General features: G+C 69.6%; 19 protein-coding genes and 1 pseudogene. 8 read left to right on the top strand and 12 right to left on the bottom strand.

The genetic code is table 11. The features are described 5' to 3' along the window. From ACZ5CR_RS05280 to ACZ5CR_RS05265, 4 genes are all read right to left on the bottom strand, one after another. Window positions 1–384, bottom strand: a complete 384-nt coding sequence (locus tag ACZ5CR_RS05280) for a DUF742 domain-containing protein (RefSeq protein ID WP_468853723.1) — start codon at window positions 382–384, stop codon at window positions 1–3. After that, window positions 377–1,201, bottom strand: coding sequence for a roadblock/LC7 domain-containing protein (locus ACZ5CR_RS05275; RefSeq protein WP_468853907.1), 825 nt, complete (start codon window positions 1,199–1,201; stop codon window positions 377–379). Before ACZ5CR_RS05275 ends, ACZ5CR_RS05280 begins: the two co-directional genes overlap by 8 nt. A gap of 17 nt (window positions 1,202–1,218) precedes the next feature. Then, window positions 1,219–2,514, bottom strand: coding sequence for an ATP-binding protein (locus ACZ5CR_RS05270; protein WP_468853721.1), 1,296 nt, complete (start codon window positions 2,512–2,514; stop codon window positions 1,219–1,221). A gap of 361 nt (window positions 2,515–2,875) precedes the next feature. Beyond that, window positions 2,876–3,250 carry a cytochrome P450 gene (locus tag ACZ5CR_RS05265; RefSeq protein WP_468853719.1) on the bottom strand — a complete coding sequence of 125 codons (375 nt, stop codon included), beginning with the start codon at window positions 3,248–3,250 and terminating at the stop codon, window positions 2,876–2,878. Window positions 3,251–3,281: 31 nt separating this feature from the next. Between ACZ5CR_RS05265 and ACZ5CR_RS05260 the strand changes: the two are divergent. Further along, window positions 3,282–3,524 (top strand): annotated as a pseudogene (locus tag ACZ5CR_RS05260) (LuxR C-terminal-related transcriptional regulator); the annotation flags it as partial. A gap of 292 nt (window positions 3,525–3,816) precedes the next feature. Here the strand turns inward: ACZ5CR_RS05260 and ACZ5CR_RS05255 are convergent. Further along, window positions 3,817–4,326: an NUDIX domain-containing protein gene (locus tag ACZ5CR_RS05255; protein ID WP_468853717.1), complete on the bottom strand. Its 510-nt coding sequence runs from the start codon at window positions 4,324–4,326 to the stop codon at window positions 3,817–3,819. Between the two features lie 286 nt (window positions 4,327–4,612). Here ACZ5CR_RS05255 and ACZ5CR_RS05250 point away from each other — a divergent pair, with 286 nt between their 5' ends. Beyond that, window positions 4,613–5,191, top strand: coding sequence for a dihydrofolate reductase family protein (locus ACZ5CR_RS05250; protein WP_468853715.1), 579 nt, complete (start codon window positions 4,613–4,615; stop codon window positions 5,189–5,191). 626 nt (window positions 5,192–5,817) lie between these two features. Beyond that, window positions 5,818–6,972 (top strand): N(5)-(carboxyethyl)ornithine synthase, encoded by a 1,155-nt coding sequence (locus tag ACZ5CR_RS05245; protein ID WP_468853713.1) that lies wholly within the window; start codon window positions 5,818–5,820, stop codon window positions 6,970–6,972. Between the two features lie 205 nt (window positions 6,973–7,177). On the opposite strand, the gene ACZ5CR_RS05240 is transcribed toward ACZ5CR_RS05245, so the two are convergent. Beyond that, window positions 7,178–7,648 carry a MarR family winged helix-turn-helix transcriptional regulator gene (locus ACZ5CR_RS05240; RefSeq protein ID WP_468853712.1) on the bottom strand — a complete coding sequence of 157 codons (471 nt, stop codon included), beginning with the start codon at window positions 7,646–7,648 and terminating at the stop codon, window positions 7,178–7,180. Between the two features lie 10 nt (window positions 7,649–7,658). Here ACZ5CR_RS05240 and ACZ5CR_RS05235 point away from each other — a divergent pair, with 10 nt between their 5' ends. After that, window positions 7,659–7,853, top strand: a complete 195-nt coding sequence (locus ACZ5CR_RS05235) for a hypothetical protein (RefSeq protein ID WP_468853709.1) — start codon at window positions 7,659–7,661, stop codon at window positions 7,851–7,853. A 320-nt stretch (window positions 7,854–8,173) separates the two neighbouring features. Here ACZ5CR_RS05235 and ACZ5CR_RS05230 read toward each other — a convergent pair whose 3' ends face one another. The 3 genes from ACZ5CR_RS05230 to ACZ5CR_RS05220 form a co-directional block, all read right to left on the bottom strand. After that, complete coding sequence (locus ACZ5CR_RS05230; RefSeq protein WP_468853707.1) at window positions 8,174–8,926, bottom strand: hypothetical protein; 753 nt, start codon at window positions 8,924–8,926, stop codon at window positions 8,174–8,176. Between the two features lie 143 nt (window positions 8,927–9,069). After that, a complete protein-coding gene (locus ACZ5CR_RS05225) occupies window positions 9,070–9,993 on the bottom strand; it encodes a hypothetical protein (RefSeq protein WP_468853705.1) in 924 nt (307 codons plus the stop codon). A 10-nt stretch (window positions 9,994–10,003) separates the two neighbouring features. Further along, on the bottom strand, window positions 10,004–10,399 hold the full coding sequence (locus ACZ5CR_RS05220; protein WP_468853702.1) for a hypothetical protein: 396 nt from the start codon (window positions 10,397–10,399) through the stop codon (window positions 10,004–10,006). Between the two features lie 81 nt (window positions 10,400–10,480). On the opposite strand from ACZ5CR_RS05220, the gene ACZ5CR_RS05215 reads away from it, so the two are divergent. Continuing rightward, window positions 10,481–14,254 carry a CHAT domain-containing protein gene (locus ACZ5CR_RS05215; RefSeq protein ID WP_468853699.1) on the top strand — a complete coding sequence of 1,258 codons (3,774 nt, stop codon included), beginning with the start codon at window positions 10,481–10,483 and terminating at the stop codon, window positions 14,252–14,254. A gap of 156 nt (window positions 14,255–14,410) precedes the next feature. On the opposite strand, the gene ACZ5CR_RS05210 is transcribed toward ACZ5CR_RS05215, so the two are convergent. Beyond that, the gene (locus ACZ5CR_RS05210) at window positions 14,411–15,751 is read right to left on the bottom strand and encodes an FG-GAP repeat domain-containing protein (protein ID WP_468853697.1); all 1,341 of its coding nucleotides are present in this window, start codon (window positions 15,749–15,751) and stop codon (window positions 14,411–14,413) included. Window positions 15,752–16,001: 250 nt separating this feature from the next. Here ACZ5CR_RS05210 and ACZ5CR_RS05205 point away from each other — a divergent pair, with 250 nt between their 5' ends. Beyond that, entirely contained in the window at window positions 16,002–16,715 is a 714-nt protein-coding gene (locus tag ACZ5CR_RS05205; protein ID WP_468853694.1) for a tRNA-dependent cyclodipeptide synthase, read from the top strand. A gap of 51 nt (window positions 16,716–16,766) precedes the next feature. After that, window positions 16,767–18,023, top strand: a complete 1,257-nt coding sequence (locus ACZ5CR_RS05200; RefSeq protein ID WP_468853692.1) for a cytochrome P450 — start codon at window positions 16,767–16,769, stop codon at window positions 18,021–18,023. Window positions 18,024–18,117: 94 nt separating this feature from the next. Here the strand turns inward: ACZ5CR_RS05200 and ACZ5CR_RS05195 are convergent, their stop codons facing one another. Together ACZ5CR_RS05195 and ACZ5CR_RS05190 are read right to left on the bottom strand one after the other, a co-directional pair. Continuing rightward, window positions 18,118–19,104 carry a bile acid:sodium symporter family protein gene (locus ACZ5CR_RS05195; protein ID WP_468853689.1) on the bottom strand — a complete coding sequence of 329 codons (987 nt, stop codon included), beginning with the start codon at window positions 19,102–19,104 and terminating at the stop codon, window positions 18,118–18,120. Window positions 19,105–19,317: 213 nt separating this feature from the next. Continuing rightward, window positions 19,318–20,226, bottom strand: a complete 909-nt coding sequence (locus ACZ5CR_RS05190; protein ID WP_468853688.1) for a LysR family transcriptional regulator — start codon at window positions 20,224–20,226, stop codon at window positions 19,318–19,320. A gap of 70 nt (window positions 20,227–20,296) precedes the next feature. Here ACZ5CR_RS05190 and ACZ5CR_RS05185 point away from each other — a divergent pair, with 70 nt between their 5' ends. After that, a complete protein-coding gene (locus ACZ5CR_RS05185) occupies window positions 20,297–21,238 on the top strand; it encodes an NAD-dependent epimerase/dehydratase family protein (RefSeq protein WP_468853686.1) in 942 nt (313 codons plus the stop codon). Window positions 21,239–21,243 lie beyond the last annotated feature (5 nt).

Here is a 21,243-nt window from a genome sequence, read left to right as displayed (position 1 = left end):
TCACGCTCCGAATCGGTTCTTCAGGCCATTGAGGACGGCGCTGACCAGTTCTCTGTCGACCCGTTCGGCGCGCGGTATGGGTTTTCTGACGAGGATCAGGCCGCCCTCCTCCAACTGCGCGAGGAGGATGCGCACGATGCCCAGCGGCAGGTGGGTGTACCCGGCCACTTCGGCAACGGACAGGAATCCGTTGGCCACCAGGTCGATGACCGTGCGCGCTTCCGGGGACAGCGCGCGCACGGCTGTCTCGGCGTCGCGGACGGCCGTCACCAGGGCGGTGTGTTCGTACTGGTGGTCCGGGGGCAGGGCTCGCCCGTTCGTGATCACGAAGAGTGGCACTAACGGGGAGGTCAGTTCCAGTCCCTCGTCCGGGTCCTCAGACATCGCCGGCTCCCCCTCCGCGCGCGGACTGCGCGGTCAGTTCGGGCACCACTTCGTGGAGCCGGGTGGTGAACTCCTCGATGTCGCAGTCGTGTTCGGCGGCCGCGGCGAGGAAGGCACCTCCGCCGGCGGCGATCAGGAAGATCCAGCCGTGCGAGAACTCGATGACCGTCTGCTGCCACGCGACGTCCTCGACGGCACCCGCGAACTGTGCCGTCACCCTGCTGTAAGCGTGGATGCCGGTCATGGCGGCGGAGATGGTGTCCGCCAGGTCCCGGGTCATCCCCGCGGTCGCCCCGCGCGGCAGTCCGTCGCCGCCCAGGAGCACGGCATGCCGGGCGCCTCGTACGTCTGCGACCGCCCGGTCCAGGGCGGGCAGCACGAAACCCGATCCACCGGTGGCCTCGTGCCGGGCCGCATCGGCGGACTCTCCCGCCGGAGCCTCGTCCGCCTGGATTCTGGGCGCCGAGGTGAGGTTGTTGCCCAGCCTGGCCACCAGCCGGTGCATGCGGAAGGAGATCTGCTGCATGTCCACGTCGGGCTCGGCGGCCGCAGCGAGGTAGGCGCCCTGGCCGGCCCCGATCAGGAAGATCCAGCCGTGCGAGAACTCGATGACCGTCTGACTCCACTGCCCGTCCTTCGCCGTACCGGCGAAGTGGGCGGTGGCCCGGCTGAGGGACTGCATACCGGCCATGGCCGCGGAGATGGTTCCCACGTCCTTGGGGCCGAGACCCTCCGTGGAGCCGCGGGGAAGGCCGTCGGCGGACAGCAGGACTGCGTGCCGCGCCCGGGGCACGTTCTGCACAATGTCCTGGAGCATCCAGGACAGGTCTGCGGTCATTCGTCTTCAGACCCTTCGGCCGGCTCTGTGTCGAGGTTGCGGCCCGACATCGTTCCCTTCTGGAAGGCGCCCAGGCCGCGGCCCGCGGTACGCGGCACTCCCCCGGCGGCCGGGAACGCGGGCCGGGGGGCAGCGGCGTCGGGCACGCTCGCGACCGGCGACTGGCGCGCTCCTCGCTTCGGCAGACCGTGCACCGTGCGCCTGGGGGGCGCGGCAGGCGTCTCATCCTGCTCGACCTGCTGGGCCTGCTGGGCCTGCTGGGCCTGCTGGGCCTGCTGAGCCTGCTGAGCCTGCTGAGCCTGCTGAGCCTGGTCGATCTGCTCGGGCGGCTCGGTCCTGCGGATGGGGCTGACAGGCGCCTCCGCGGCCTGCGGCTGCTGCGTATCCTCCATGGTCCACAGCTCCTCGGGCAGCAGGACGACGGCGCGGACACCGCCGTACCGCGAGACTCCGGTGACATCCACCTTGAAGCCGTACTGACGGGCAATCAGGCCGATGACGGGGAAACCGAACTTGGGCTGGTTGCCGAGCTGCGACAAGCGGGGGACGTCGGTGCCGGACAGCAGCGCGGTCGCCCGCTGCCGGTCCTCGTCGCCCATGCTGACACCGGCGTCGTCGATGACGATGCACAGGTTGTTCTGGATGCGCTGGAAGGTCACCTCGATCGGCGCGTCCTGCTGGGAGAAGCTGGCAGCGTTGTCAAGGAGTTCGGCCACGGCGAGTGCGACGGGCGCGACCGCGGACGCCTTCAGCGCGAGACCGGTCTGCTGCATGATGGCGACCCGGTTGAAGTTCCGGATCTGGCCCTGGGCGCTGCGCACCACGTCGTAGACACTGGCCGCCCTGTTGCGCCGGCCGAGGGGCGCGCCGCACATCACGGCGATGCCCTGGGCCTTGCGCGCCATCTGGGCGTTGGCGTGGTTCACGTCCAGGAGGTCGCTGAGGACGGCGTGGCCTCCGTAGCGCCGCTGAACACCGTCAAGCAGCGTGGTCTGCTCGGCCGCGAGGCTCTGCAGGAAACTGGCGGCGCCCTTGAGGACCGCCTTGGTGTTCTCCTCTGCTGCTTCCTTCGCCTCCAGGATGGCGCCGTCGCGCTCGTCCCAGATCCTCTGCAACTCGACGCGGGAGACGTGAAGCTGGCCGTTCAGAGTGCTCAACTGCTGGCGCAGTTCAGCTTCTGTCTGCTGCTTCTTCGCCGCGAGGGCTCTACTGCGGGCGGTGAGGGCCACGACGGCGGCGACGGATATCGCCGCAATCACAACCAGGCACCACACCAGTGCGTCTTGTGTCATGGAAACCTTTCTCGGCGCATGGCCGGCAGTGAGCGACAGATGCACTTCGTCAGGGCCGGCCACACGGCCCAGAGCATCGCCCGACAGGCGATGCACACACAGGGGGCGCATCGCAAAGAGGCGCGCGGGACGAGTGGATCAAGATCACGAATGCGGGGATGCTATCACCGTGATCACCCCCCAGATCCCGCGCGGATACGCCCTCCACACGGCCGGGAATCCGGGGATTTTTTCACGGGTGAGCGCCCGCGCGCGACAGCGACAACCATCCGATATGCCCCCGCCACCAGGCTCGATGTCCGGACTTCGACAGCGCGCCGACAGACGTCGGCGCCGTCCGGCCGACAGTTGAAAACCCGACTTATCCCCAGAGGTAACGAGGTGTCAACAGCCCTGAGCGCCGCTCCCGAGCGACTATTTCCGGCCGGTGGGGCATCGGAAGTTGGCTTGAATCTACAGTCATGTAGATGAACAATGTGGTGTTCCGGAAGCCAGGAATCCGCCGCTCGCAGCGAAGCCGTCGCTCGCAGCGTCTTTCCAGCCTGGCGAGGTGCACTCCGACGCACACGCGCTCTCCCCGCCCGAAGGCGAGGTGGTCCGAAGGGCGGCGGGTGATGTCGAAGCGCGTCGGGTTCGCGTAATGGCGCTCGTCACGGTTGGCGGAGGCGCAGAGCAGCGCGCCCCGTGAGCCGGCGGCCAGCGGAGCTCCGCCGATCTCATGGTCTTCGGTGAGCACCCGACTGAACTGGGCACCGGAGTCTCCAGGCGAACTGCGCGCCACGGGACAGACCGCGCGCAGCCGCACCGATCACGCTCGCGACCAGCTCACCATGCAGGACCTGCACATCGCGCGGCTGGTCGCCACGGACGCGACATCGAAAGAGGTGCCTTCCCGGCTGTTCATCAGCCCACGCACCGTGGACGCTCACCTGCGCAGTATCTACCGCAAGCTGGGCATCAACTCCCGTCGGCAGCTCAGGGACCGGCCCGACCTGCGGCTTGTCGGCTGAACTCGATGTTTGTCCAGTCATGTACGCAGTCATGTACGCATACGCAGTCATGTATCCAGTCGTGCTGGTTACGAGGGCACCTGGCCGTTAGGGGCGGCATCGACGAAATGCTCGAACAGCTCAACCTCACAGACGGCGAGCGAGAAACCGTTGAGGACGACCGCGAGGCGGTCATCGGCGGCCCGCCCCCGCTGCACGACTCGCGGACAACACCAGCGCCGACCGGTCCCCTACCCCACGAGAACTCGGAACAACCGACACCGCAGCCCTCTGACCCAGCTCAAGAACACAGTCACTGCGCAGGCGTCCTATCAGCACGACGAGCGAAATACCGATCCAGAAGCTCTGGACTATCGGGGGTGAAAGTCCATTCCTGAAGGATCCGCGGCAGGTCAGACTCACTCAGCCAGCCGTGCCAGGCGACCTCATTGGAGTTCGGTATGACAGCCTGCGAAACGACGGCATCGCACACTCCGAGCCAGTGAGGGCTCAGCCCGCTTCGGCTAAGGAACTTGAACCGAAAGCGCACCGCCGCCGACACTCCCAGCTCCTCGCCCAGCTCACGGGTAGCTGCCTGCTCGTAGGACTCCCCGACTCCGACGGCTCCACCGGCTCCGACCTCGTAATACCCCGGGAATCGGGGCACCTGCTCAGCCCGCCGATGGACAGAGATCCGACCCTGCCGGTCATGACACACGACCACGGCAACCCGGTGCAGCCAGCCCTCCCGGACGGCGTCTCTCCGACTCACTGGCCCCAGCACACGGTCCCGTGCATCAACACGTTCCACGACTTCATCCATGACGCACACCATCGCAGAGCCCACTGACAGCACCCCTCGATGCCGGACTGCCAAGTCTCCTGCTCCAAGCACCAGTTACCCGGCGAGAGATGATGCCCCTGCCTCGACTCTCAATAACTTGCCACTCGCAACGCGTACAACTGCGGCGGCCGGGCCTCCCGTTCGACGAACACCCCTCAGCACAACAATTTCTTCCACGTCTGCCGTCAAAACAGCGATGAGTTTCGCCGTGACGTCCCGTCTAAATCCACGTACCCGCTCAACCACAGCAGCCGAGGAGAGCGTCATGACCGCCACCTATACCTTTGACGTCTTTTCCACTCTCGACGGCTACGGCCGCCCCAGCATCCCCGACTGGGGCGGCTACTGGGGCAAGCAAGGCCCCGAACTGCTCGACCACCGCCTCTCCCTGTACGAGGCCGAGCAGAGGATGATCTTCGGGGCCAACACCTTTCGGGCGTTCGCGCAGGTACTGACCCCGGCCTTCGAGGAGTCAGGGCGTGACCCCTGGGTCACGCGGATGATGCACCTGCCTGCGACGGTGGTGTCGTCCACCCTGGACGGGCCTCTCGACTGGCCGGACGCGACCGTCGCGAGCGGTGACGCCGCCGACGTGGTCGCCCGGCTCAAGAAGGAGTCCGAGGTGCCGTTGCGCTCGCACGGCAGCCTGTCGCTGAACCGGGCGCTGATGGCCGCGGGCCTGGTCGACCGCGTCCAGGTGACACTCTTCCCTGTGATCACCGGTCAGACCGGCGATCACCCGGTCTTCCAGGGCGCGGCCGACTTCGACCTCGAACTGCTCGACAGCCGGACACTCGACGGCAACATCCAAGAACTCATCTACCGGCCCACCTTGCATGCCTGAAGCCATCCACGCACCCCACCCGGCCAGGGCGGGCATTCGACTCCCACCCGCCAAGAGCGGTAGCCGCCGGAAGCCCTGTGGGAGTTGTTCGAGCGGGTGGCCCCGCCGGCCGGCCGGGACGCGCAGGCTTGCCCACTCGGCCGCCTCCATTGCGTTGCCTCCGCCGCGATGGGCAACTGGATCTGTTTCCCGCCATCCACGGCTCCGCATCGCTACCGTGCCGGGCAAGCGAGGCGCTGAAACCTCGGACGGGGCGGTCACGCTACGGCGGCAGGGAGCCTGGGTGAGACAGCGCATCAGCAGGACATGGTGGATCGAACTTGCCGTGTACCTGGTCCGGTCCAAAGGACCACACAGACTCGGTCGGCATTGGAGGGCGCAGAGCCGCCCTCCCTCAGAAGATGCAGGGCCCTCGTCGGCCGAAGCCCGCACCGACCGCGACCGTCCCGTGACAGCGTCCGGCCGGCGAGGGTGGCGCAGACGGCAGCCCGGACCGGCGTTCCCGGGCTTGTCAGCTGAAGGTGCCTGGGTTGGGTGCCCGTCAGGGCGCCCGGCCCAGAGGAGAACGGCCGACCAAGTCCCCGCGCTCCGGAGTGTGTTAGACAGGTAATAATCAAAGGGGTATTTTGCAGCAGCTCAAGCTCGGAATCATGTCGCAGACCCGCAAAGAGAACGAGCATCGTCTGCCGATCCACCCAGCGCACTTCGAACGCATCGACGTCGACCTTCAGCCCAGCATCTATCTGCAGACCGGTTACGGAGAGCACTTCGGTGTTCCGGACCGTCAGCTCGCACCGTGGGTAGCCGGTTTCCGCTCACGCGAGGAGCTGATCGCGGAGTGTGACGTCATCCTGCTGGCCAAACCGTTGCACGAGGATCTGGCGGAGCTGCGGGACGGGCAGGTGCTGTGGGGATGGCCGCACTGCGTGCAGGACGAGAAGGTCACGCAGGCCGCCATCGACCGCAGGCTCACGGTGATCGCCTTCGAGGCGATGAACCACTGGACCCGGGAGGGTGGGTTCAGCCTGCACGTTTTTCACAAGAACAACGAGTTGGCCGGCTACTCATCGGTGCTGCATGCCATGCAGCTGACCGGGGCGACCGGTGACTACGGGCGTCGGCGGCGTGCGGTGGTGATCGGCTTCGGCGCCACTGCCCGCGGCGCGGTGACCGCGCTCAGCGCGCTGGGGGTTCACAACGTGGACGTGCTGACTGCCCGCGGCACCGCAGCCGTCGGCTCACCGATCCACTCGGCACGGATCGTGCGCTTCGACCACGACGCGGCCGACGACACCCTCGACCCGCGGCGCAGTATCGCGCTCACTGCGGACGGCCCGGAACCGCTGTCCGAGTTCCTCGCCGCGCACGACATCATCGTCAACTGCGTGCTTCAGGACACCGCGGCGCCGCTGATGTTCCTGATAGAGGAGGACCTGCCGAAGCTCGAGCCCGGCACCCTCGTCGTCGACGTCTCCTGCGACGAGGGCATGGGCTTCGCCTGGGCTCGGCCCACCACCTTCAACGAGCCGATGTTCACCGTCGGCGACCGCGTCCACTACTACGCCGTGGACCACAGCCCCTCCTACCTGTGGGATGCGGCCACCTGGGAGAACAGCGAGGCGCTGATCCCGTTCCTGCGGCCGGTCCTCGAAGGGCCAGACGGCTGGGACGGTGACAGCACGATTCGCCGGGCGATCGAGATCCGCGGCGGCACCGTCCAGAACCCCGCGGTCCTGGCCTTCCAGCACCGCGCCGAACAGTACCCGCACGCACTGCTCTGAACCGACGCCAGCTGGTCTACGGCATACCCCACCGGGTACGCCGTAGACCAGACGCCCCGGCCTTCCGTCAGCCTGGCTCGTACGCTTCGAGGCGTTGCGCAGCTTCTGATATCCGTCCCTACCGATAGCAGCAGAACGGCCCGCGTCGATCAAAGATCGTCTCCGGGACGGAAGTTGAAGACACATGCAAAGCCGCGCCTGCACCTCACTGATCACGCAGCTTCTCGGCGGCTTCCTGATACGCCTCGGCGGCACGGGCGAAGTAATCGAAGAGGACGTCGAGTTGCTCCGGCTCGTACCCGCCGAGGATCTGGCCGATCTTCTGGCGCGCGGAGGCCATGACGCGGTCGAGGTCCGCTGGTTCGCCGACCGGCTCGACGGTCACCTTGCGCCGGTCGACGGGATCGGGAACGCGGCGCACATAGCCCGCCTGCTCCAGGCGGTCGATCAGTCGAGTGGTCGGCCCGGTCGTCAGACCGGTGCGCGCGGCCAGTTCACCCGGGGTCATCGCACCCGTCAGCCGCAGGATGTTCAGCGCGTACAGATCGGTTGCGCCGAGCCCGCAGGCACGGGCGCTCGCATGGCTGTGGAGCAGCACCGCACTGAGGTACTTGCGGGCCACCGCCACCCCGGCCGGCACCGCGACCGCCGACGACCAGCGGGCCGTCTGCCACACCCTGCGCTCGATGAAGGATGCGTGGGCCCGGCACGACGCCACCGCGTACGGCGATCATTTCGCCAAGGACGCCACCTACACACTGGTCCGCCAGGCCGACGGCACATGGCGCATCGCCGCCTTCCAGAACACCAAGCGCCAGCGCGTCATGGAACGCATCTCATTCCTGTTCTCCCCCGACACCAGGCCCGCGGCCGAGAAGTGAGCCCGCACGGCAGCAGGGACGGCGGCATGCCGACGGCACCTGGAGCGTCTTCATCGGGCAGCTCTACATCCGGGCGCTGGAAATCCTGCAGACCCTGCACGACGCTGCCTCCAGGTTCAGAACCGATGTCCGGGTCGAGCCCGTTGCCGCTCCGTCAACGCGGACGGGGCCCGCATTCGCCGACGGCGGCGCCCTGGCGGCGCTGGTTGCGGCGCGGGCCGAAGCGGGGCGTGTACTTGGACAGCTGCACATCGGGTGACCGACTGCTGAACGCCGCCGGGCGCATCCCCCGCGGCAGGCATGCCCGGGGCCGAGGTCGGTCAGCGGCGGTCGGCGCCGAAGGTGTCGCTCTCGCGCAGCACCACCAGCGCGAAGGCGAGGCGCTTGTCCAGCCAGCCACCCTGCTTGACGAAGTACCAGCGCGTGCTCTCGGTGCTGCGCGGGAAGACCAACACCTCTTCCCCGTACTCCCTGTCCACCCCTTCCTCCCCGGCATCCTCTGCGCCCACCACCCAGACCACCGGCTTGACGCCTGACCTGGTGTCCGACCCCTCGTCGGCCCCGAAGGACAGCACAGTGTCAACGACGCCGTCGACGACGTGGCCCACCCCGCGCCCGAGGGACGCCCGCGGGCCGCCCCTCGCCCAGTCGCGCGGGGCCACGATGGCTGGATGCCCAGGTTGTTCCATCCACAGGCCCTGCTGGGTGAGCCGCTTGCTGACCGGAGTGCGGCGGACCGAGCCGATTTCCTGTCCGGTGGCGTCCGCCACCCGGTAGCGGTCGGAGCCGTCCGGGAGCACCGTACACAGCAGTTGGCGACTGTCCTCGTCCTCAAAGAGCCGGAAACCACCCTTCGAGAGCGTTCGGGACGGCTCCTCGGGAACGATGTAGACGCCGGGGACCATGTACTCATCACCCCCGCGTGCCCTCATGAACCGGACCGCGTGCGCGCCCTCGCTCCGCTTCGACTTACGGAACGTGTGCCGCATCATCCTGCCCACCGTGAACTGGGTGATCTCGTCCCAGTGCACCGCCTCAAAAGGCTCGTCCCGCCTGCTACGCCCGAATGCCATCAGCTTCCGCTCCCCGTCCCCGGATTCCGCTCCAGCCGCACAGAATACGAAACGGACGGCCCTGCGTTACTGCGGGGAGCAGCGCTTGGCGACCTCCGGGCGCAGTCCCAGCGGTGAGCGCATGGCTTGGGCGCTCACCGCCCTCACTCGGCCTTCCTGAACAGCTCCGACATCCGGTCCCCCGCCTCATGCCCGAGCAGCCCCGCCGAGTCCGCCCCCATCAGACCGACTCGCCCGGCCAGTTCTCTGCCGTGGACGTCGACGGCGGCCTCGATGAGCCCGGCGAGCGCGTCCAGGGCGCCGCGGGCGCGGGAGCGGGCGACCGCTGCGCAGCCGACAGCCATCAGCGCGGCCGGCCACCACCAGCAGGCGAGCAAGGCGTAGCCCACGGCCCAGGCGGCGAGGCGGGCGGCGGCGCTGAAGGAGTCGTGCGCCGACTGGATGTGGCGTACGGCCGGTTCGGGGAGGATCAGCCACAGGCGGGGCCAGAGAGCGGCGAGGTCCACGCCGTAGGCGGCCTCTACGCGGTCTGCCGTCGCCTGCATGCGGTCGCCGTACCAGGTGGGGCGGGTGGGTCTGCGCAGCGCTACGCGGTTGCGGGCGTCGGTGAGGGCCTGGATCTGTGCAAAGGTCGCGGCCGGGGTCGGCACCCCGTCGCCGTCTTCTGTATCGGTGCGAGTGACGGGGTAGGCCGCGTCGAGCTCCTGCTCCCGGCGCCCCCACTTCCGCCTGCGCCGGTCGACGAGAGCGTGCGACAGCGGATCGCGGGCGAAGCGCAGCCAGTACTGCTCGATCACGCCGCCGAGGAACTGCGCGGCGAGTGAGGCCGCCGTCGCGGTGAGCAGGACGAGGGCGACCAGGAGTGCGGCGGTCCCGGTGCGGTCGAGGGCGGGGCGGGCGGCGAGGTCGTCCAGGGTGGTGCGCAGCCGGTCGATGTCGTTCCAGTGACGGTGTCCCAGGGTGGTGCCGACGGCCGTAGCGGCGAGGAAGAGGGCGCCGGGGAGGACCAGCAGGTTCAGCCAGCGTTCGGTGAGTTTGCCGCCCAGAGTGGCGAGGAGAGGATTCATGCGGGCGGGGTCACTGTGCGGGGCCCAGTCGGCCCTTGCGCATGCGGGTGTCGTTGACGGCGCAGTGCGGGGCAGGGAGCAGGTCGCGGGCCCGTGCGACGCGGGTGCACTGGGCCGGTCCCGGGCATACGGCCACCTTGATGTGGGGCGTGATGCCGGGGGCTTCCCCGCCCCGGGCATCGTTGACAAGGCCGCGTGCGTCCCCGGTCTGGCGCAGCAGCACGTCCAGGGCACGGAAGCAGGCGTCGAGTTCGTCGGAGCCCGCGCCTGACCGCAGCAAGTCCCGTGCCCGCTCGGCCGTCTCCCGGACCCCGGGCTGCCGCAGGCCCTCCGGCGAGCCGAGCAGCGCGCACAGCGCCGCTGCCGCCCTGCGGTCGGGTGGGGGGAGGTCGGGAGATGCAGTCATGGTCCAAGTGTGCCGTAAATCAGGCAGAGTTAAGGATGAGTTGACGCGCCGTCGGAGGCGACGGCTGGGGGGAGCGCAGGCGTGAGGTACGACCGGGAGTGGTTCCTCCAGGCGGTTCGTGTGCGCCTCGACCGGGCCGAGACGGCGGACGGCAGCGTGGACGCGGACGTGGTGTTCGGTCCAGTCGCGGACGCCGAACTGCGGGGACTGCTACGGACCTGCGACACGAGGACGGACATGGAGGCCCGGCACGCCGCCGGATGGCTCTGCGCCGCCCGTGCGATGGCCGACCCGGGGGATGACCGCGCCGTCCACGGGTGCATGTCCGGGACGCTGCTCTACCCGGTGTGGGTCGCCGACCCGGGTCTGGTACCTCCGGAGTTGGCGGCGAGCTACGCGTCCAACGATCCCGCCGTGCACCCCGACCCGGCGGACGCGGACGGCCCCCACGAGTGGGCGGCCCAGGTCGCCGCGTTCGAGATCGTGGCCGAGGGGCGGCAGCACAACCCTCCGCCGGACGCCTCCGAGGCCGTACGCCGACTCCACGAGCTGGCCGTGGTGCTGGCCGCCATGCCGCTCTCGCACGAGGCCCGGCTCGCCACCGTGATCGGGCTCGGCAGCCTCGCCGTCCTCGCGACACCGGAGTACGACCCCTGGTTCCCGGGCCGGCTCAGAGGCGTGGCGGCCATCGTGACCCTCGCGGGGGCGACCTGGCCGTTCGGCGATCTGGCGGACGCTGATCCGGTCCGGTTCGTCCACGGTGCCCTCAAGCGGATCCCGGCCGACTCCCCCGAACGGCCCCTCGTTCTCGCCGGTCTGGGCCGTCGGCTCCTGGACCGCTACCTGGACTCGCACGATGCCGAGGACCTGCACGAGGCCGTGGGCATCGCGCGGGACGTACGGGCCCAACTGCCGCCCGGCGACCCCCATCTGCCCCACTGCCTCAGCGTCCTGGGGGCAGCGCTCGTCCTGTTGCGGCAGGTGGAGGGGGCGACGCCAGAGGAGTGCGACGAGGCGGTGGACGTGTGCCGCCGTGCTGTCGCGGGCCACCCGAAGGAGCCCGCGGTGACGGGCCACGACCTGGGGATGGCGCTCGTTCTCAGGGCGCACCACACCGGCCGCGTGGCGGATCTGGACGAGGCGATCGCCGTGTTCACCGAGGCCCTGCGGGCGCCAAGGAATCCAGGAGAGACCGGAGCCCTGCGCAACGCACTGGGCAACGCTCTGCGCGCCCGTTCCGTCGCGACCGGCTCCCAGGCCGATCTGGACGGGGCGCTCGACCTCCATGACCGTTCCCTGGCCTCCGAGGAGGCGGCGGACGGCCCGCAACTGCCGCTCATCGCCCCCGCGATGACCCTGTACAACCGCTACCTGCTCGACCCGAAGGCCAACGGGGCGGATCTGGACGAGGCCCTGCGCCAACTGCGGCACGCCGAGTCGCTCATGCCGCCGGGCCACCCGGATCGTCCCGCAGCGCTGGACGACATGGGCCTGGTCCTTGTCGCCTGCTATCAACGCTCGGGAAAGCCTGAGGAGTTGAACGAGGCCGTGCTGGCTCATCGCGAGTCGGCGACACTCACCCGGGAGGGGCACGGGTCGCTCGGACTGCGGCTGCTCAACCTCGGCGCCGCGTTGAGTCTGCGGCACCTGCTGACTGAGGACGGCGACGACCTGCGGGAGTCCCAGGAGTGCCGACGACGGGTGTTCGAACTGCCCGGCATGGGCTCGGCGCACCGGGCGGCGCTGCTGAGCTCGACCGGGCTCAGCCTCATCGCGGGCTTCGAGCGTGTCCCCGACCCCGTGGCCCGGCTCGACGAAGCGGTACGGCTCCTGAGGGAGGCGCTCGCCCTCACCCCGGAGGAGGACCCGGCGCTGCCCCGGCGCCGCCACAACCTCGCCGCCGCCCTGATGATCCGCGTCTCGAAGACGATGCGGATCGACGAGGCCCGCGAGGCCCGCGAGCTGACCGACGCGGTGATCTCGGCGCTGCCCCCGAACTCCCCCTACCTGCCCGGTGCCCTCACGGTGGCAGCGGGCGCCCGGCTCCTGAGCCCCCGCACCCTGCTCTCGTCGGCCGCCCGGGACGAGGTGGTCGCACTGTACCGCCGGGCGGTCGAGGCCACCCCTCCCGGACACCCCACACGCACGCAGCGCCTGTCGAACCTCGGCGGCGTCCTGCGCGACCTGGGACCCCGCCGCCGTCGCCGCCAAGCCGCCCTGGTCGAAGCGGCCGAGCGGTTCAAGGAAGCGGCCCTGGAGGAGCAGTGCGCGCCGGTCCTGCGCCTGGACGCGGCCCGGTCCTGGGGCGAGGTCCGAGCGGAGCTGGGTGACTGGGGCGGCGCCTTGGACGGCTATGTCGTGGCGGTCGATCTGCTGCGCTCGGTCGCGCCCCGCCATCTCGTCCGCGACGACCAAGAGTTCCTGCTGAGCCGTACCGTCGGGCTCGGCGCCGCCGCCGCTGCCTGCGCGGTGCGCTGCGGCCGGCCCGGGCTCGCGGTCGGACTGCTCGAACAGGCGAGGGGCGTGATCCTCTCTCACGCCTTCGACGCCGACAGCGATCTGACGCGGCTCCGGGAGAGCGCCCCCGGTCTCGCCGACCGCTTCGAGGAGCTTCGGGAGGCCCTCGACACGGCGACCGGCAGCCAGGGGTTCTGGGCGGAGGAACCGTCGGGCCCCGCCGACGCCCGCGCCGATGTACGGCAGCGGCTGGCCGCCGAGTGGCGGGACCTCACCGCCCGGATCCGCGCCGAGCACCCCGAACTCGGCCTGCTGCGTCCGGTGCGGGACTGGGACGAGGACGAACTGCGCGCCACGGCCGCGGCGGGCCCGGTGGTCCTGGTCAACGTCTCCCCGTACGGCAGCGACGCCCTGGTCGTCGCCGAACACTCCATCGACGCCGTTCCGCTCCCGGGTCTCGATCCACGGACGACGGCGACACGTCGGCAGACCTTCCAGGACGCGCTGACCCGCATCGAGGCACCCGGGATCTCCCGCAAACAGTCGCAGCGCGCGCAGCAGGACGTACGGGAAACCCTCGCCTGGCTGTGGCAGGCGGTCACCGGCCCGGTCCTCGACCGCCTCCCCGCGGCAACCCGCGTGTGGTGGTCGCCCGGCGGCCTCCTTGGCACGCTGCCGCTGCACGCGGCGGCGCCCGCGGGCACCGCTCCGGGCGCCCTGGACCGGGTGGTCTCCTCGTACACGCCCACCCTGCGCGCCCTGCACCACGCCCGCCGACGCGCCGCCCGCCCGACGGGCACCGGAACCCTCGTCGTCAGCGTCGCGCAGGCCACCGGACAGGCGCCGCTCCCCGGCGCACGCCGCGAGGCCGACCACCTGGCCCGACTGCTCCCCCGAGCCACGCTGCTCGCGGATGCCTCCGCCACACACTCCGCGGTCGTCTCTGCCCTGCCCCGCCACGCCTACGCCCACTTCGCCTGCCACGCCCTGGGCGACCTGGAACGCGCCTCCGGCAGCCGGCTCGTCCTGCACGACCACAGCGAACGCCCGCTGACCGTCCGCGACCTGGCCCGACTGCGGCTGCCGTCGGTCCGGCTCGCCTACCTGTCCGCCTGCGACACCCTGCGCACCAGCCCCGAACTCGCCGACGAGGCCGTCCACATCGTCAGCGCCTTCCAGATGGCCGGCTTCCCCCATGTCGTCGGCTCCCTGTGGCACGTCGACGACGTGATCGGGGCGGAAGTCGCGCTCAGCGTGTACGACACCCTCAACAGGGGCGACGGCACACTGGACGTCGCCCGCACGGCCGAAGCCCTGCACCGCGCCGTACGCACCCTGCGCGACACCTATCCCCGGACGCCCAGCCTGTGGGCGTGCCAGGTACACGCGGGGCCCTGATGACTCGCCCGTCCCCGACAAGGCGACCGGGAAGGAGGACCAGGCCCCCGAGGATCAGCCCCCCCTGAACTCCCGTACAAGTGCAGGCCCGGTGGGCACCCCACGGCCACTGCTACGCGGCTCGGGGCTAGCTGCCCCGGGACAACGAGCATGTGCCTACGAACCTTGGTCCTTGCTGGGGTCGTTCGGGAAGGATGCCTCGTCGCGGTCCGTGCCGTCGGAGATCCACCACCTGTCCCCGCCGAAAAGGGTCAGTTCTACGCGGCCGTCGCCGTCCCAGTCCTGGACGTCGAAGAGCGAGCCGTTGCCGTCGTCGCCCGGCAAGGGGCGCTTGGTGGCGCGCCAGGGCTTCGACCCGAGCCCGTGCTCGGAGCCGCCCCGCAGCACCTCGATCCGCGCGTCCCCCGTCTCCTTCTTCTTGGTGAGCTGTACGGCCAGGTCGTCGCAGCCATCGCCGTTGAAGTCCCCGGCGGCGAGCGCGGTGCCGAAGCCCTCCTTGAAGTCGCCGCCCTCCACGGTGACCCACTTCCCCGGCTCCTTCCCGTAGCGGACTCTGACCTGGCCGCGACGGTGGGGTGTGTCGACATCGTCGTAACTGTCGACGAAGCTCCGGCCGACGGCGACGTCCTGCCGCCCATCGCCGTCGAAGTCGCCGAAGACGACGTTCTCGCCCTCCGGCAGTCGCTCGGGTTCCTTGCTCAGGCCGCTTGAGGTACGGGCGCCGCCGGTGAAGAGCAGGGGCGGATCGTAAGGGGAGTCGTAGAGCGCGAGATCGGTGGCACGGTCGTCGTTCGCGTCCCCCGAGACCAGCACGGGGGACGCGTTCTCTTTGATCGGGCTGGGGATCTCCACGGTTCGGGCGGGCGAGCCGGAGCGCTTGAACGGTCCCTTGAGGACGACCAGTTCCTCACCGTTGACCGAGGACCTGAAGACCGCGAGGTCGGTGTGGCCGTCCCCGTCGAAGTCTCCTGCGATCGGCGCGGTGCTGTATCCGCTGCCCGGCAGTGGGACGCGCCCGTGCGGTCCGCCGGCCTGCGGACCCTTGGGGCCTCCCCACAGCACCTGGGCGGCGCCGCTGACGATGAGGTCGGCATGGCCGTCCTCGTCCAGGTCGGCGACCGTGGGCCGCCACTGGTCGTCGATCGTCTGGATGTCGTCGGGCACACCGAGGTCGTCGCGGCTGAGGACGGTCGTGCGGCCGTGGTCCGGCCCCTGCTCGGAGCCGGGCACGACGATCACGTCGAAGTCAGGCACCGTGTCGGAGCTCTCGTACACCAGCTCGGCGGAGCCGTCCCCGTCGAGGTCGGGGGTCGCGGGCCTGTCCTCGCGCGCCGAATCGACCGGTCGGCAGGGGCTGTTGGGCACCGAGCGCACACCGTCGGACGGGCGAAGGACGAGGAACGCCGCCACCACCGCCACCACTACGAGGGAGGCCAGCACGGCGTGCCATATGCGCAGGTGACGGAAGAACGGACCGCCTGCTGTCGGAAGGTGCATCAGCCCACTTCACGGGCATGGACGCGGCCCGCACAAGGAAGCTGATCATTCTGTTACGGGGGTGATGCACGACGGTCCCGCGACGGCCCCGACCCCGTTCCGGCCCACGGGTCTACAAGTCAGCGCCGCACCGACTCCTGAGCGCAGCCGTACGATTACCCAACGTCACACCATAGGGGTATTGACGGCATCCTTGTCACTCACCGTGGGCATGTTCGCCTCGCATATTCGTAGGTGACAGCGAGGAGCCATGGTGTCCCCCAGCGGACCGCCCCTGACCGGGCTCACACTGGATGTTCTGCCCCTCGGGCCGCGCAGCGAAAGTATTCTCCGGCGCGGGGACCACGCGTTGTTCGGGGTGAGCACGGGAAACAGCTACTTCAACCGTCAGCGTCTGGCCAGGGCGCTGGCATGGGCGGCGGACCGGTTCACCGTCGTGGATGTGGTGCACGCCGACGTCGCCCTGGAGGCGGCACTGGAGGCTTTCGGGTACGAGCGCTCGGCCGCACGCCGGAGTGCCGCCAAGCAGCTCCGCGGGGTCCGCCGCCGCATCGAGGGCGCCCTGGAGGACATCGGTCCGGCCGCTGTGCGGGTGCGGGTGCGGCCGCTGTCCTCTTTTCTGGAGCAGCCCGGATACCAGCAGGTGCGGGCACGGGCCGGGTCCGCGCTGCGGACCGACATGGAGCTGCGGTCCGTCCGGGACGGCATGGCCCACCAGTTCCTCGTCCAACGGCTGGAGGCCGGCGCGCTGCCTTCTCCCGCGCAGGTCCAGGCGGCACTGGAGTACATCGACGCCGAGTTGCCGTTCTTCCTCGACACTCCCCGCATCCTGGGCGTCGCCTCGTCCGTCCACTGCTACCACACCGTTCTGGCACTGGGCCGACTGCTGTTCTCCGATCGCCCCACAGGGCTGCTGCGCCCGGCCGACGAACAGGGCTACTCCATCGTCGTCTGCCGCGACTGATCCCCCTCCCCCCCCACTGGGCCGAAAAGCCCTGGAAGAAAGCAGACTGCCGTGACATCCACCCCGTCCACGACATCCGCCGCCGAAGCCAGCGAAGTCCCCTCCGCGGAAGTCCCCTACGCACCGGTGCAGTGGCCGCTGTCCCGGCGAGGTGACACCGTGCCCGCCGAGTGCGCGCAACTGCGCCAGGACAGCCCCGTCGCCCGAATCCAGACCCTCACCGGCGACGACGCCTGGCTGGTCACCAGCTACGCGTTGGCCCGACAGGTCCTGGAAGACGAACGCTTCAGCCTGCGCGACACCGCGTCCCCCGGCGTGCCGCGCCAGTACGCCCTGACGATCCCCGCCGAGGTCGTCAACACCATGGGAAACGTCAACAGCGCCGGGCTCCACCAAGAGGTACTGCGTGCCTTCGGGCCCCGGACCGGACCCGCATCCGCCCAGTGGATGGCCCAGCGTGCGAACGAACTGGTCGATGCCATGGTCGAGGAGGGGCCGCCGGCGGATCTGCGCGAGCGATTCGCCGAGCCGTACTCCGCCGCCCTGGTCTGCGAGGTTCTCGGCCTGCCCTACCAGGACGGGCTGCGCCTGATGTCGGGCCTCGACCTCGGCTTCGTCACCAGCCCCGTTGTTTTCGAGGGCTGCACCGCCAACTGGGACAAGGACTACGCCTTCGTCCTGCGACACGTACGCGCCGACCGGGTAGCCCAACGCGGCCTCATCAAGCGGCTGTGCGAGCTGCGGGACGATCCCGGGCGCGACGGCGGCGACCTCACCGACGAGATGCTGGCTGCCACGGTCACCTCTCTGTTCGGAGCCGGCGCCATGAGCACCTACGTGTTCCTGCTGCACGCCGTACTCACCCTGGTCCGGCACCCGGAGGCGATGGATTACCTGCGAGAACACCCGCAGGCGATGCCGCGGGCAGTGGAGGAGCTGATGCGCTTCACCCTGTCCATCGGCGACGGACTGCCCCGGATCGCCCAGAGCGACGTCCAGGTCGGTGACGTGCTGGTACGGGCCGGAGAGCTGGTCCTGGTCTGTGTGGAGGGCGCGAACTTCGACCCGCGGCAGTTCACCGACCCCGAGCGGTTCGACCCCGACCGCACCCCCAACGCCCACCTGTCGTTCGGAGCCGGTCGCCACTTCTGCCCCGCCTCCGCGATCTCCCGCGTACACGCCGCCGAAGCCCTCACCGTCCTCCTGCAGCGCCTGCCACAGCTACGGCTCGCGCTGCCGGTCGACCAACTGTCCTGGCGCACAGGCAACATCAAGCGGGTTCCCGAACGGCTCCCGGTCCTGTGGTGATCTCACCGACTGGGGCGCGCTCGCGGCCGCCGTGTGCCGCTGAGCTCAGCGTCCGGAACCAGGGCGGCGGCGTCCACGGACACGAACGCTGACGTCACAGCTTCTCCCGACCGGCGGCGGGCCGCCTCCTTGGCCACCGCGGGCCCACCCGCCCGCTGGGTGTCCGGCTCTCGGAGGTGGACACCGGAGGTGCTCCCCCGCTGACTGCGGCAGTCCCGGTCGGGGCGATGCGGCGCAGCAGGAAGCCGGCGGTCAGGGCCATGACGAACATGACCACCGCGTACACCGCCGAGGGGATGGCCATCCGGGTGCTGTCAAGGAGCGAGGGGCTGAGGGCGATCGCCATCGACAGCGTGGTGTTGTGCATGCCGATCTCGAAGCAGGTGGCGACGGACTGCCGGTGGTCGCCGCGGGCCAGCCGGGTCGCGCCGTAGCCGATGGTGAGGGAGACCGCGCCGAAGAGGAAGACCACGAGGCCGACGTCGGCGAGATAGCCGAGCACGTTCTCCCGCTCGGCCACGAGCGCGGCGATGATGACGCCGACGAGCGCGGCAACCGCCGTCACCTTGACCACCCGCGTGGAGCGCTCCGCGAAGTCCGGACGGCGGTGTCGGACCAGCATCCCCGACGCGACCGGCACCAGCACGACGAGGAAGACCTGCAGTGTCTTGTCGAAGCGCAGTCCCAGCGCCTCGTCCGTGCCGGTCATGAAGTGGTCGAGGGAGAGATTCACGATGATCGGCAGCGTGACGACGGCGATGACCGAATTGATGGCGGTCAGCGTGACGTTGAGGGCGACGTCGCCGCCGAAGAGATGACTGAAGACATTGGCCATCGTGCCCCCGGGAGAGGCCGCGAGCAGCATCATCCCGACAGCCAGCGCGGGCGCCAGGTCGAAGGCCAGCACCAGGCCCAGACAGGCGGCGGGCAGCAGCACCAGCTGACAGACAAGCGCGACGGCCACAGGACGCGGATACGCCGCGATCCTGCGGAAGTCGGCCACGGACAGGCCGAGTCCGAGACCGAACATGATCACGGCGAGGACGGCAGGCAGCAGATAGGTGGTCAGCGGCGAGTCCACGCGAACAGACTCCGGGAGACCGCTCGAAAAGTCCACGACCATACGGAACAGCCGTCGACGAGGACCGCGACGGAATGCCGCCGACGTTTGGTCGAACGATGTCGTACACGGCCAATCGCGCACGTCGCCGAAGAGATGGGAATCTCCCGGGCACGCGCATCAAAGCGGGTCGGCAAAGGTGCGGATGACTGAGATCAGGTCGTGCTCTGTGGATCAGGTTTCATCCAGCGCTCCTACTTGTTCCCGGAGAGCCTGAATCAATGTCGTGACTTGGGGATGGTTGCGGCGGAGGATTGTGGCGGCGCCGATGTGTCGGGTCGGTGTCGGCGGTGCGATCGGGATGGTGCGTACTCCTACTATCCGCGGGGTTTGCGCGATGGAGGGGATCAGCGAGACTCCCATGCGCGCGGCGACGAGCGAGCGGGCGAAGAAGTAGTCGGTCGTCGTGCAGCGCACCTTCAGGTCGAAGCCCGCACGATCCGCGTAGCGGCGCAGGTACGCCTCGGTCTTGAGGCAGCCGAGGACCCAGGGCTCTGCTGCCAGTTCAGCGATCTCCAGCGACTCGCGGTCGGCCAGACGGTGGGCGTCGGGCAGGACGACATGCAGAGGGTCTTCCATGAGTGCCGTCCACGCAGGGCGGGAGCCCGCTCCGGGCTGACCGGGCAGTGGGCCGTCGAAGTGGTAGGCGAGTGCGGCGTCCACGCTCCCCTGCCGGACCAGCGGCAGGCTGTCCTCGGGTTCGGCTTCCCTGATGTGTACCGCGGTGTCCGGGTGGGCGGTGGTGAGGCGGGCCAGTGCGCCGGGCAGCAGGAGCCTGCCTCCGCTGGTGAAGGTGGCGATGGTGATCTGGGTGCGACCGCTGCCGAGTTGCTCGACCTGCTGCCTGGCATGTACGAGCTCAGCGGCGACCGACTCGGCAGCGCCGACCATGATCCGGCCGGCCGGGGTGAGGGTGGCTCCGCGGCTGCTGCGCGCGACGACCTGAGCGCCGAGGCTGCGCTCAAGGGCAGCCACGTGCTGGGAGACGGCCGAGGGAGTGAGGTGGAGGGCCGCCGCCGCCTGGTTGAAGCTGCCGTGTTCGGCCACAGCCCGCAGGACCCGCAGGCGCTGCACGTCGATCAACAGTTTTCCTTCATACGTAGCCAGTAAGTAGGCACTTCTGCTGATGACTCTAGGTGGTCAGGATGAAGGCATGAAGAAGATCTGCGTTATCGGCGGAAGCCGCTACTTCGGCAAGCTCCTGGTGCAGCGCCTGCAGGCGGAAGGCCACCGGGTCACTGTTGTCAACCGCGGCTCCAACCCGCCGCCGGCAGGGGTCGAGCACCTCGTCGCCAACCGGGACGACGAGGCCGCACTGATCGCCGCCCTGGGCTCCCGCACCTTCGACGCGGTCGTGGATCAGGTCTGCTACACCCCGCTGCAGGCCGCCATCGCAGCCCGCGTCTTCAGCGGCCGTACCCAGCGCTACATCATGACCTCCACGATCGAGGTCTACGACCCCGCAACGGCCGCACTGACTGTCGTCCCACCCGGGACACCGGTGCCCGAGCAGACAGTGGATCCCTCCACGTGGCTGGTGCGAAAGGACCTGCCCTGGCACGACAAGGTCTACCTGGAGACGCATTACGCCGAGGGCAAGCGCCAGGCAGAGGCCGTCCTCACGCAGCACCACGCATTCGATTTCGCCGCTGTGCGCAGCGCCCACGTTCTCGGCGGCGGTGCCCGGGAGTTCACCGGCCGTCTGCAGCACTACATCGAGCGCATCAGCCAGGGCACGCCGATCACTGTGCACGCAGAGGCGCTGCCCACGGTCTTCATCCACTACAAGGAGCTGGCGGAGCTTCTGCTGTGGGCGGCCACCGCCACCGACTTCACCGGCCCGCTCAACGCCTGCTCCGACGGTCCGCTCGATGCCCGGGGCCTGAGCGCAGTGATCGCCGCACAGACCGGCGGCAGGGCCGTCTACCGCAGCGTCGACGCGGGCCAGCCGGCCTCGCCCTTCTCCTTCGACCGCCATTACGCCATGAGCAACGCCCGCGCGAAAGAGCTGGCCTTCTCCTTTTCCCACACCACCGACTGGCTTCCCGGCGCCATCGCCGAAGCCCTCGACGCCCCGAGCGCCCTCACCGCCTGAGACGG

The organism is Streptomyces sp. NPDC031274 (assembly GCF_055570235.1).
Note: the sequence above shows the minus strand (reverse complement) of the source record. Positions and strands in the feature narration are given on the sequence as shown.